Source organism: Massilia sp. 01N410 (assembly GCF_056399665.1).
Genome location: NZ_JBFTRV010000009.1, coordinates 77,077 through 89,331, shown reverse-complemented (window position 1 = coordinate 89,331; position 12,255 = coordinate 77,077). Strand labels below are relative to the sequence as shown.

11 protein-coding genes are annotated in these 12,255 nt (G+C 67.1%); 7 read left to right on the top strand and 4 right to left on the bottom strand.

All coding sequences use genetic code 11. The features are described from left to right. Positions 1-93: 93 nt before the first annotated feature. The 5 genes from AC1DOP_RS14150 to AC1DOP_RS14130 all read left to right on the top strand — a co-directional run bounded on the left by AC1DOP_RS14150 (position 94) and on the right by AC1DOP_RS14130 (position 5,292). A complete protein-coding gene (locus AC1DOP_RS14150) occupies positions 94-1,188 on the top strand; it encodes a threonine aldolase family protein (protein WP_477251833.1) in 1,095 nt (364 codons plus the stop codon). A 38-nt stretch (positions 1,189-1,226) separates the two neighbouring features. Continuing rightward, positions 1,227-2,021 (top strand): thymidylate synthase, encoded by a 795-nt coding sequence (thyA, locus tag AC1DOP_RS14145; RefSeq protein ID WP_442122048.1) that lies wholly within the window; start codon positions 1,227-1,229, stop codon positions 2,019-2,021. A 4-nt stretch (positions 2,022-2,025) separates the two neighbouring features. After that, on the top strand, positions 2,026-2,511 hold the full coding sequence (locus AC1DOP_RS14140) for a dihydrofolate reductase (RefSeq protein ID WP_442122047.1): 486 nt from the start codon (positions 2,026-2,028) through the stop codon (positions 2,509-2,511). A 175-nt stretch (positions 2,512-2,686) separates the two neighbouring features. After that, positions 2,687-4,942 carry an Orn/Lys/Arg family decarboxylase gene (locus AC1DOP_RS14135; protein ID WP_442122046.1) on the top strand — a complete coding sequence of 752 codons (2,256 nt, stop codon included), beginning with the start codon at positions 2,687-2,689 and terminating at the stop codon, positions 4,940-4,942. Positions 4,943-4,989: 47 nt separating this feature from the next. Continuing rightward, positions 4,990-5,292, top strand: a complete 303-nt coding sequence (locus AC1DOP_RS14130; protein ID WP_442122045.1) for a lysozyme inhibitor LprI family protein — start codon at positions 4,990-4,992, stop codon at positions 5,290-5,292. Between the two features lie 84 nt (positions 5,293-5,376). Here AC1DOP_RS14130 and dcd read toward each other — a convergent pair whose 3' ends face one another. The 3 genes from dcd to AC1DOP_RS14115 all read right to left on the bottom strand — a co-directional run bounded on the left by dcd (position 5,377) and on the right by AC1DOP_RS14115 (position 7,507). Then, complete coding sequence (gene dcd / locus AC1DOP_RS14125) at positions 5,377-5,943, bottom strand: dCTP deaminase (RefSeq protein WP_442122044.1); 567 nt, start codon at positions 5,941-5,943, stop codon at positions 5,377-5,379. Between the two features lie 38 nt (positions 5,944-5,981). After that, positions 5,982-6,809: an alpha/beta fold hydrolase gene (locus AC1DOP_RS14120; RefSeq protein WP_477251830.1), complete on the bottom strand. Its 828-nt coding sequence runs from the start codon at positions 6,807-6,809 to the stop codon at positions 5,982-5,984. A gap of 125 nt (positions 6,810-6,934) precedes the next feature. After that, positions 6,935-7,507 carry a Spy/CpxP family protein refolding chaperone gene (locus AC1DOP_RS14115; protein WP_477251828.1) on the bottom strand — a complete coding sequence of 191 codons (573 nt, stop codon included), beginning with the start codon at positions 7,505-7,507 and terminating at the stop codon, positions 6,935-6,937. A gap of 136 nt (positions 7,508-7,643) precedes the next feature. On the opposite strand from AC1DOP_RS14115, the gene AC1DOP_RS14110 reads away from it, so the two are divergent. Then, positions 7,644-8,330 carry a response regulator transcription factor gene (locus AC1DOP_RS14110; protein WP_477251826.1) on the top strand — a complete coding sequence of 229 codons (687 nt, stop codon included), beginning with the start codon at positions 7,644-7,646 and terminating at the stop codon, positions 8,328-8,330. A 2-nt stretch (positions 8,331-8,332) separates the two neighbouring features. Continuing rightward, positions 8,333-9,859: a sensor histidine kinase gene (locus tag AC1DOP_RS14105; protein ID WP_477251824.1), complete on the top strand. Its 1,527-nt coding sequence runs from the start codon at positions 8,333-8,335 to the stop codon at positions 9,857-9,859. 1 nt (position 9,860) lies between these two features. On the opposite strand, the gene AC1DOP_RS14100 is transcribed toward AC1DOP_RS14105, so the two are convergent. Beyond that, the gene (locus AC1DOP_RS14100) at positions 9,861-12,254 is read right to left on the bottom strand and encodes a DNA internalization-related competence protein ComEC/Rec2 (protein ID WP_477251822.1); all 2,394 of its coding nucleotides are present in this window, start codon (positions 12,252-12,254) and stop codon (positions 9,861-9,863) included. Position 12,255: the final 1 nt, after the last annotated feature.

Genomic DNA, 12,255 nt, shown 5'->3' with positions numbered 1-12,255 from the left:
CGAGCGCTCCCGGCGCCCGGGGCCGCCCTTTCCGGTCCCGGCAGTTCGGTGTAGAGTGGCGCGGTTGACCAGACCGATCCACTGGAGCCCCCCTTGAGCGATACCGAACTGCTTGCACGCTGCACCACCGTCCTCCCCGGCCACCGCGCCCGCCGCCCGGCCGAGATGTTCTCCGCCATGGCCGCCTGGTGCGAAGCCAAGGGCATCCAGCACGACCTCTACGGCGAAGGCGCGGTGGTCCAGGACTTCGAACGCAAGGTCGCCGAACTGCTCGGCTTCGAAGCGGCCGTCTTCTGCATTTCCGGCACCATGACCCAGGTGACCGCCCTGCGCCTGGCCGCGATGGACCGTGGCATGGCGCCGGTGGCCCTGCACCCGACTTCGCACATCTTCGTGCACGAGCAGTCGAACTACCAGCTTCTGAACCACTTCGCCGCGCTGTCGGTCGGCGAGCGCCACCGTCCCTGGACCGCGGCCGACATCACCGGCATTCCGGAACGGCTGTCCGCCGTCGGCCTCGAGATCCCGATGCGCGAGATCGGCGGCCAGCTCTCCAGCTGGGACGAACTGCAGGCGATCAAGGCGCACTGCCGCGCGAAGGGCATCCACCTGCACATGGACGGCGCGCGCCTGTGGGAAGCGGCGGCCGGTTATGGCCGTCCGCTGGCCGAGATCGCAGCCGGCTTCGATTCGGTCTACGTCTCGCTGTACAAGGGTATCGGCGGCGTCGGTGGTGCGATGCTGCTGGGGACGCGCGAATTCGTGGCCCGTGCCGCCAAATGGTTCGCGCGCCAGGGCGGCAAGCTGGTGCACCAGAGCCCCTACGTGGTGGCGGCGGCAATGCAGTTCGATGCGCGCCTGGCCAGCATGCCGGCGCTGTTCGAGCGCACCCGCTTCGTGTACGAGGTACTGGCCGAGCATCCGGTCCTGAAGCTCAATCCGGCGGCGCCCCAGGCCAATATGCTGCACGTGCACCTGCCGGTCGGCCGCGAGCGCGCGCTCGAGATCCGCCGCAAACTGGCGGCCGAGCACGGGCTGTGGATCTTCCACCGCATCAGCCACGGCGTGCTGCCCGACACCTCCTACTTCGAACTCTACGTGGGCGACAATCTCCTCGAAGCGCCCGACGGACGTGTGCGTGAGGCGGCGGCGCTGCTGGCGGCCGAGGTGCAGGCGGCGATCGGTTAAAATGCCGGATCATCAACCCGCTTTACACCGAAACCCCGATGCGCCAATACACAGACCTCATGCGCCATGTCCGCGACCATGGCACGGTCAAGCTGGATCGCACCGGTACCGGCACGCGTTCCGTGTTCGGCTACCAGATGCGATTCAACCTCCAGGACGGCTTCCCGCTGGTGACGACCAAGAAGGTGCACCTGAAGTCGATCATCCATGAACTCATCTGGTTCCTGAACGGTTCGACCAATATCGCCTACCTGAAGGAGAACGGCGTCTCGATCTGGGACGAGTGGGCCGACGAGAACGGCAACCTGGGCCCGATCTACGGCTACCAGTGGCGCAGCTGGCCGGCGCCGGACGGTTCGCACATCGACCAGGTCAGCCAGGTGCTGGACCAGATCAGGAACAATCCGGATTCGCGCCGCATGATCGTCTCCGCCTGGAACGTCGCCGACGTACCGCAGATGAAGCTGCCGCCCTGCCACGCCTTCTTCCAGTTCTACGTGGCCGAAGGCAAGCTGTCCTGCCAGCTCTACCAGCGCAGCGCCGACATCTTCCTCGGCGTACCCTTCAATATCGCTTCCTACGCCCTGCTGACCCACATGATGGCCCAGCAGGCCGGCCTGGAAGTGGGCGACTTCATCTGGACCGGCGGCGACTGCCACCTGTACGCGAACCACATGGAACAGGTCGAGCTGCAGCTGTCTCGCGAAGAACGCCCGCTGCCGAAGCTGGTCATCCGCCGCAAGCCGGAGTCGCTGTTCGACTACAAGTTCGACGACTTCGAGGTGGTCGGCTACGATCCGCATCCCGCGATCAAGGCCCCGGTGGCGGTGTAATCCCATGGCTAAGCAAATCACTCTCGTGGTCGCGATGGACGGCCAGCGCGGCATCGGCGTCGACAACCAGCTGCCCTGGCACCTGCCCGAGGACCTGGCCCACTTCAAGCGGGTCACCCTCGGCCATCCCATCATCATGGGCCGCAAGACCTTCGACTCGATCGGCCGCCCGCTGCCCAAGCGCCGCAACATCGTCGTCACCCGCAACGCGGACTGGTGCTACGCCGGCGTCGAGGTGGCGGGGTCGCTGCAGGAGGCGGTCGCCCTCGCCGGCGATGAACCCGCCAGCATCATCGGCGGCGCCCAGATCTTCCATGAATCGATGGGCCTCGCCGACCGCATGATCATCACGCACATCGACGGCGTCTACCGCTGCGACACCTTCTTCCCCGAGATCGACCCGGCAACCTGGATCGAGACCGCGCGCGAGGAGCATCGCTCGGCCGATGGGGTGGCGTTTGCCTTCGTCACTTACGAGCGCAGGAAGTAGGCTCGGCCACAAGAGTGCGCCACGATCGGACCAGTCTGGTTAACCTAGCAAAAATTTTTGCACGGGACCGGAAGTTTTCTGCGAAAATCCGCTTCTCAATTTTTTACGGTGCCGTGCCCGGCCATCTCTACATTCCTGGAGATGGGGTGCACGGCGCTTCGCTTTGGAGCTGTCCATGAAATTTCGATTCCCTATCGTCATCATTGACGAGGACTTCCGTTCCGAGAACACTTCGGGCCTCGGCATTCGCGCGCTGGCCGCCGCGATGGAAAAAGAAGGCATGGAAGTGCTGGGCCTGACGAGCTATGGCGACCTGTCCCAGTTCGCCCAGCAGCAGTCGCGCGCCTCGGCCTTCGTGCTGTCGATCGACGACGAGGAATTCGGCGGCGGGACGCTCGAAGAGACCAATTTCGCCCTTAGCGCGCTGCGCGCCTTCGTGCAGGAGATCCGCCACAAGAACTCGGACATCCCGATCTACATCTACGGCGAGACCCGCACCAGCCGCCACATCCCGAACGACATCCTGAAGGAGCTGCACGGCTTCATCCACATGTTCGAGGACACGCCGGAGTTCGTGGCGCGCCACATCATCCGCGAAGCGAAAGCCTACCTGGACAGCCTGGCGCCGCCCTTCTTCCGCGCCCTGGTCAACTACGCCAACGACGGCTCCTATTCCTGGCACTGCCCCGGCCACTCCGGCGGCGTCGCCTTCCTGAAATCGCCGATCGGCCAGATGTTCCACCAGTTCTTCGGCGAGAACATGCTGCGCGCCGACGTCTGCAACGCAGTCGAGGAACTCGGCCAGCTGCTGGACCACACCGGCCCAGTGGCCAAGTCCGAGCGCAACGCCGCCCGCATCTACAACGCCGATCACTGCTACTTCGTCACCAACGGCACCTCGACCTCGAACAAGATGGTCTGGCACTCGACCGTGGCGCCGGGCGACATCGTCGTGGTCGACCGTAACTGCCACAAGTCGATCCTGCACTCGATCATCATGTGCGGCGCGATCCCGGTCTTCCTGATGCCGACCCGGAACAACCTCGGCATCATCGGCCCGATCCCACTGGAAGAGTTCTCGCCGGAGTCGATCCGCAGGAAGATCGAAGCGAACCCCTTCGCCCGCGAAGCCAAGAACAAGAAGCCGCGCATCCTGACCATCACCCAGTCTACCTACGACGGCGTGGTCTATAACGTCGAGACCCTGCGCGAACTGCTGGACGGCAAGATCGACACCCTGCACTTCGACGAAGCCTGGATCCCGCACGCGACCTTCCACGACTTCTACAAGAACATGCACGCGATCGGCCGCGACCGCCCGCGCGCCAAGGAGTCGATGATCTTCTCGACCCAGTCGACCCACAAGCTGCTGGCCGGCCTCTCGCAGGCCTCGCAGGTGCTGGTGCGCGAGTCGGAAACCGTCAAGCTGGACCAGGACGCCTTCAACGAGGCCTACCTGATGCACACCTCGACCTCGCCGCAATACTCGATCATCGCGTCCTGCGACGTCGCCGCCGCGATGATGGAAGCGCCGGGCGGCACCGCCCTGGTCGAAGAGTCGATCTACGAATCGCTGGACTTCCGCCGCGCCATGCAGAAGGTCGACGAAGAGATCGGCGACGACTGGTGGTTCAAGGTCTGGGGCCCGCAGGTCACCAGCGAGGAAGGCATCGGCACCCAGGCCGACTGGATGATCCATGCCGAGGACACCTGGCACGGCTTCGGCAAGCTGGCCGAAGGCTTCAACATGCTGGACCCGATCAAGGCCACCGTGGTGACCCCGGGCCTGGCACTGGACGGATCCTTCGACGACTCCGGCATCCCGGCCTCGATCGTGACCAAGTACCTGGCCGAGCACGGCGTGATCATCGAGAAGTGCGGCCTGTACTCCTTCTTCATCCTGTTCACGATCGGCATCACCAAGGGCCGCTGGAACACCCTGGTCACCGCCCTGCAGCAGTTCAAGGACGACTACGACCGCAACCAGCCGATGTGGCGCATCATGCCGGAGTTCACCGCGGCCAACCCGCGCTACGAATCCTGGGGCCTGCGCGACCTCTGCCAGCAAATCCACGACTTCTACAAGTCGCGCGACGTGGCCCGCCTGACCACCGAGATGTATTTGTCGGACATGATCCCGGCGATGAAGCCGTCGGACGCCTTCGCCAAGATGGCCCACCGCGAGATCGAGCGCGTGGCGATCGAAGACCTGGAAGGCCGCATCACGGCGATCCTGCTGACGCCTTACCCGCCGGGCATCCCGCTGCTGATCCCGGGCGAGCGCTTCAACAAGACCATCGTCGACTACCTGCGTTTTGCGCGTGATTTCAATGAGCGCTTCCCGGGCTTCGAGACCGATGTGCACGGCCTGGTCAAGCGTGAGGTGGATGGCAAGCTGGGGTATTTCGTCGACTGCGTGAGGCAGGACTGATTCACGGCCGCGTCATTCGCAAGCCCGGAGCGATCCGGGCTTTTTTTATGAGCACTCGCGAAATCAACGAATGCGCGGCCATCGAGCAGAAAGCGGTCGAAGCGAAGCTCAACCAGGCGTACCAGCGGACGCTCAAGGCGCTCGACGACGAGGGCAATGAAAGCATCGAGACGAAGAAGAAGCTGATCGTGGCGCAGCGCGCCTGGGTCAAATTCCGCGAGGCCGATTGCGATGCCGTCTACCAGCGCAATGCCGGCGGCACCATCCGCACCGTCATGTATATCGGCTGCATGCAGACCCACGCCAAGGAGCGCATCAAGGCGCTTGAGGATTTTTCGCCGGCTTACTGAAGCCAAGGGCTCGCAAACGAAAAAAGGGGCCGCAGCCCCTTTTGAACATGATACAGCCTGGCGCACCAGGCATCGAAAACCGTATCAGGTCTTCGGCAAGGTCACGCCATGCTGGCCCTGGTACTTGCCGCCACGGTCCTTGTACGAAGTCTCGCAGACTTCGTCGCTTTCGAAGAACAGCACCTGGGCGCAGCCCTCGCCAGCGTAGATCTTGGCCGGCAGCGGCGTGGTGTTCGAGAACTCCAGGGTCACATAGCCTTCCCACTCCGGCTCGAAGGGCGTCACGTTGACGATGATGCCGCAGCGCGCATAGGTCGACTTGCCGAGGCAGACCGTCAGCACATTGCGCGGGATGCGGAAGTACTCGATGGTGCGGGCGAGCGCGAAGGAGTTCGGCGGGATGATGCAGACGTCGCTTTTCACGTCCACGAAGGAGTTCGAATCGAAGTTCTTCGGATCGACGATGGTGCTGTTGATGTTCGTGAACACCTTGAATTCGTCGGCGCAGCGGATGTCGTAGCCGTACGACGAGGTACCCCAGGAGATGATCTTGCGGCCTTCGTTTTCCCTGACCTGCTTGGCCGAGAAAGGCTCGATCATGCCGTGTTCTTCCGCCATCCGGCGGATCCATTTGTCGCTTTTGATGCTCATCGCAGGGCTTTCCGGTGAATGAATAGTAACCCGCGATTCTACGCGAAAGCCTTGCGGCGGTCATCTGTCGCAAGCTCGGGCAAAAGACGTCCTATCATCTCGCGGGTCAGCTGCGCGGTGAGCTGGGGCGACTCCATCGGATACAGGTGGGAGCCCTCGATCGTGACCAGATTCTCGCCCACCAGCCTGCGGGTCGAGGCCATGCCGGCCTGGCGCAGTTCTTCCGAACGGGTGCCGGCCACGAAGCCGATCGGCAGCGGGTAGGGCTTGCGCAGCACCTCGCCCATGTCGTGCGGCAGGCTGCTGTAGATGGCCGCCTCGACGTCGCGGTCGAAGCGCAGCTGCACGCCTTGCGGATGCGGGGCCAGGCCGTGGTCGAGATAGTCGTCCAGCGCGCCCGGCGCCCAGGCCTGGAATATCGGTTTCGAGATGAAGTGTTCGTAGGCGGCCGCGCGCGAAGGCCAGACATTGCGGCGCCGTTCGGCGATGCCGCCCGGGGACAGCTTGCGTCCCAGGCCCAGCGCTTTCGCGATCCGCCAGACGTGGGCGCGCCAGCCCGCCACCACCGGCGAATCCAGCATCACCACGCAGCGCGCGAGATCCGGCCGGCGCCAGGCGGCCAGCATGCCGACCGCGCCGCCGAGCGAGTGCCCGACCAGGATCACCGGTTCGTCATGGCGTTCGAGCTGGGCGATCAGCTCGTCGATCAGCGCATGCCAGTTGTCGTCCGCCGGAAAGCGCGGATCGTGGCCGAGCATGTCGGTGGTGTGGACGTCGAAATCGCGGCCCAACTCCCCGAGCAGGCGTCCGTAGGAGCCCGAGGGATAGCTGTTCCCGTGCGTGAAATGCAGCAGAGGCTTGTTCATGCCGCCCATTGTAAGGGCATTGCAGCGCACGGGTTGCCGGCGCGCTTTCCGTTTAGAGGGAAACGCCTACAGCCGGCAGCACCAGGTGCAGCACACCGCATCGCCGTCGGCGCCTCCCTTCCCGATCAGGGACGCTCTTGCGGCGGCTGCGGGCGGCGCTTGCGCATCTGCTCGCGCTGTTCGGGCGTCAGCACGGCCAGCACCTGGGCGTGGACGCGGGCCTGCAGCAGCGCCTCGGCGGCGATCGCCTGGCCGAGCTCGCGCGAGGCGGCACTGGCCCTGGCTTCGTCGAACTGGGCGGCGTCGCCGAGGGCGCGCAGGGCTTCGTGGGCGCGCCGCACCGCCTTTTCCTGCTGGCGGAGCTGCGGCGCGGCGGCATGCCGGATCGCGAACAGTTTGTCCTGCTGGGCTTCGGTCAGGTGCAGGCCGCCGTGATGGCCGAATCCGGGACCGCCCTCGTGGCCGAAGCCCGGACCGCCACTGTGCTCGCCGCCGTGGCCGAAACCGGGACCGCCAGGGCCACGGCCTTCCGCTTCGGGACCAGGACCAGGACCAGGACCAGGACCGCGGCCTTCGCGGCCCTGGGCGGCGTCCTGGCCGCCGTCAGCCGGAGGGGCTTCCAGCTGGCCGGCGGCGAAGGTGGTGGCACAGCAGGCCGCGAGCAGTGCGGCGGCGATGATTTTGCGCGTCGGATTCATGTCGTGCATCCTTGAGTGGTTGGGATGCCGCATTGTCGTGTGCGCCTCTGTTAAGTGGTGTTAGGCCGGTGTAAAACGAGGTAAAGAGAATCCATGGCCGGCTGCCCCATTTCCCGCCATTTGCTAAGATGCGAACATGACTCAAGTGCTGTTAATCGACGACGATACCGAACTGGTCGGGATGTTCACCGAATACCTGGAGCAGGAAGGCTTCCGGGTGGCCTGTGCCCACGACGGCGAAGCCGGGGCGCGCGAAGCGCTCAGCGGCCAGTACGCCATCGTCATCCTCGACGTGATGATGCCTCGCATGAACGGCATCGAGACCCTGCGCCGCATCCGCGCCGCCAGCCGCATCCCCGTGCTGATGCTGACCGGCCGCGGCGACGACGCCGACCGCATCCTCGGCCTCGAACTGGGCGCCGACGACTACGTGACCAAGCCCTGTACCCCGCGCGAGATGACTGCCCGCGTGCGCGCCATCCTGCGCCGCACCCAGGGCACCGGCACCGAGGGAACCGGCATCACGCTGTCGGTCGGCAAGCTGACCATGCTGCCCGAACAGCGCCGCGCCACCTGGGACGGCGTACCGCTGGAACTGACCAGCACCGAATTCAACCTGCTCGAAGTCCTGGCCCGCAACGCCGGCCGCCCGGTCAGCAAGAACGACCTGTCCGAACAGGGCCTGGGCCGTCCGCTGGCCCGCTTCGACCGCAACATCGACGTCCACCTGAGCAGCCTGCGCCACAAGCTGGGCACGCTGGCGGACGGCCGCTCCTGCCTGCAGACCGTCTACCGTCTCGGCTACCAGCTGATCCGCGAATAACGATGGGCCGGCTGTTCTGGAAGTTCTTCCTGTCGATCCTGCTCGCCCAGGTGGCGGCCACGATCGGCATCGGCGGCACCGTGTGGCTGCGCGACCAGGCCCGGCATCGCAACACCGAACCGACGCTGGACGTCGGCCCGCCCGCCGCCATCATGCTCGACGCGGCCACTGCCACCCTGAGACACGGCGGCATCGACGGCCTGCGCGAGCTGGCCGCCAGCAACCGCCGCGTGCGCCTGTATGTGCTCGACGAGCAGGGCCACGAACTGCTCGGGCGCTCGGTGCCGGTCAAGCTGCGCGAGCAGGTCGAACGCGACCTCGAAGCCGGCCCGCAGTCCCTCCATGCCGTCGCACGCCTGACCGCCCCGGACGGCCGGCGCTACCTGGCATTTGCTTCGCGCGTCCCGGGCCCCTATCCGGGCGCCGGCGGCGAGATGCCGAAGCCCGGGTTTGCCGGCGGCGCGGGCGCCGGGGCCGGTGCCGGCGTGGGCGCCCTGCCCGGCCCCCGGATCGCCTCGCGCGACGCCGGCGGCTATGGCTCGGGCCGCGGCACCGGTCCCGGGCTCGGTCCCGGCCTCGGTCCCGGTCCACGCGGCCCCGGCGGCGGATTCGGCCTGCCGCCCGAGTTCGGACGCCACGTCGGCCGCTGGCTGCCGATCGTCGCCGCGACTCTGGCCAGCTTCCTGTTCGCAGCCCTCCTCGCCTGGTATTTCTCGCGCCCGATCCGCGCCCTGCGCGGCGCCTTCGAATCCGCCGCCGCCGGCGATCTCGCGCCCAAGTTCGCCGAGACCAGGATGGCGGTCGGCGGCGACGAGCTGGCCGAACTGGGCCAGGACTTCGACCGCATGAGCGCCCAGCTGCGCGCCCTGATGGACGGCCAGCGCCGCCTGCTGCACGACGTCTCCCACGAACTGCGCTCGCCGCTGGCGCGCCTGCAGGCGGCGATCGGCCTGGCCCACCAGCAGCCGGAAAAGATCCAGGCTTCGCTCGACCGCATCGAACGCGAAAGCGTGCGCATGGACCGCCTGGTGGGCGAGCTGCTGACCCTGTCGCGCCTGGACGCGACCAGCAAGCCGCCGGCGATGGAACAGGTCGACCTGGTCGAGATGGTCGACCAGATCGCGGACGATGCGCGCTTCGAAGCCGGCGCCCGCATCGACGTCGACGCACCGGTCCCGGTGACGGTGCGCGGCGCGCCCGACCTCCTGTGGAGCGCGGTCGAGAACATCGTGCGCAACGCCGTCAAGCATGGCGGCGCGGACGGCGCGGTCGACGTCGCCCTGCACCCCGAGGACGGTTCGGTGCACATCGAAGTCCTGGACCGCGGACCCGGCATCGCCGAGGAAGACATGGGCAAGATCTTCGATCCCTTCTTTCGTTCGAATCCGACACAGAACAACGTCGACGGCCACGGCCTGGGCCTGGCGATCGCCAAGCGCGTGGTCGAGACCCATGGCGGGCGGATCACGGCGGCGAACCGCGCCGGCGGCGGCTTGCGGGTGACGATTACCTTGCCGCGCGAGACCTGATCTAGCGCGGCCCGGCGTACCAGTAGCGGGCGTGCCGGCGGCGGTAGTCCTCGTAGCCGACCGTGTCGCCGAACTCCAGGGTGACGGCGCCCTGCTCGTCGGTCCGCAGGCGCTCGATGCCGAGCTGGCCGTAGCGTTCGAAGACCTCGTTCTTGGGATGTTTGTAGCGGTTGCGCCAGCCTACCTGGAACACGCCCACGCTCGGCTGCACGGCCGCGAGGAAGGGCGCCGTCGACGAGGTGCCGCTGCCGTGGTGCGGCGCCAGCAGCACATCGGCACGCAGGCCCGCTGCGTTTGCCGAGACCAACGCCGCTTCCTGGGCCGCCTCGATGTCGCCGGCCAGCAGGATCGCCGTGCGCCCGTTCGAGATTCTGACGGTGCAGCTGCGCGCATTCGCCTTCGGCTTCGGGTCCGCGTAGATCGGCGCCGGCGGATGCAGCATCTCGAAGCGGACGCCGTCCCACTCCCACTGCTGGCCCGCCGTGCAGCGCAGGTGGCGCCGCGCTGCGCGCACGATGGCATGGCCATCCTCCAGCGACGAGGCAACCCAGCCGACCCGCTGTTCGCCCAGCACCGCCAGCGCGCCGCCGGTGTGATCGAGGTCGCCGTGACTCACGACCATGCCGTCGAGCACGCCGATGCCACGCATGCGCAGATAAGGCAGCAGCACGCGGCTGCCGGCGTCCAGGCCGGGCGCGTAGCCGGGACCGGTGTCGTACAGCAGGCGGTGGCCGGACGTCTCGACCAGCAGCGCCATGCCCTGGCCGACGTCGAAGGCGATAACCCGGAAGCGCCCAGGCTCAGGATGCTCGGGCATCTGCAGCAGCAGCGGCAGCCAGGCCGCGGCGCCGGCCCAGCGGTGCGGCCAGCCGCGCGGCATCAGCATCCACAGCGTGCCGCCGAGGGCCAGCAGGAACACCCAGGGCTGGGGCGACGGTGCGCGCCAGACCGCCGCCGGCAACGCGGACAGATGGCCGAGCGCAGCAGCCAGTCCCTCGACCGCCGCATGTGCCGCCACCAGCAGCCAGCCGGACAAGGGCGCGGGCAGCAGGCTGCCCAGCAGCGCCAGCGGCGTCACGATAAAACTCACCAGCGGGATCGCCACCGCATTCGCCAGCGGGCTGGCCAGCGACACCTGGCCGAACAGCAGCATGGTCAGCGGCACCAGTCCCAAGGTCACCGACCACTGGGTGCGGGCGGCCAGCGCCATCTTGTTGCGCAACCCGGTCTCATGCGGCGCAATCCTGCCGTGGCCACCGAACAGGATCACCGCCACCGCCCCGAAGGACAGCCAGAACCCCGGCCACAGCACGGCCCAGGGATCGAGCAGCACGACCACGCCGAGTGCCGCGCACAGCACATGGGTGACGCTGGACAGCCTGCCCATCCACAGCGCCAGCGCCACCACCGTCAGCATGTAGAGCGTGCGCTGGGCCGGCACGCCGAAGCCGGCCAGCAGCACGTACAACAGCGCGACCAGCGCCCCGCTCAAGGCGGCGACCTTTTGCGCCGGCAGCCGCAAGGGCAGCTGGGCGCCGGTGAAGAAGGATCGCCGCCACAGGCTCGAGACCGCCAGCGCCGCCAGCCCGGCAATCATCGTGATGTGCAGGCCCGAGATGGAAATCAGGTGGCCGATGCCGGTGCGGTTGAAGACCTGCCAGTCCGACTGGTCGATGCCGCGCTGGTCGCCGATCACCAGCGCGACGATCACGCCTGCGTACTGCCGCCCCTCGAGCGCGCGCAGGATGCGTTCGCGCAGCAGGGCGCGGCTGCGCTCGACCACGGTGCCGAAGCGCGGCACGAAGGCGTCCAGGCGGACATTGGCGTCGTCGGCGCGCACATAGCCGGTGGCGCGCACGCCCTGCTCCAGCAGCCAGGCTTCGTAATCGAAACCGCCGGGATTGGCATTGCCGTGGGGCCGCTGCAGGCGGACTGTCAGGCGCCAGCGCTCGCCGGGCATCAGCGTTGCGGGCAGTTTCGCTTCGCCGCGACGGTCGGCGTACCAGGAGAGTGCGATCCTCGGCGGGACGGTGCCACCCGGGGTTTCCGTGCGTTCGACCTGGAGATTGAAGCGCAGGCCTTGTTCGAAGCGATATGGGAGGCTGTCGACGATGCCGACGATGGTGAGATCGCGGCCTTCGTCATCAACGGACAGTCGGGGAGCCAGGGCGTGGTAGGCCACCAGCGCGGCCCAGGCGTAGCCGAGCACCGCGCCAGCGATGGCGGCGGCGCAGGCCTTGCCCGCATCCTTGCTGAAGATTCCGGGGCGCTTCGCCAGCGCGATCAGTGCGACGACGCCGGCGCCGCAGGTGATCAGCACGCCGATGGATGGGAGCCCGGCGGAGGACTGCAGTACCAGCACGCCGGTTGTGAACCCCAGGATGGCGCTGCGCATC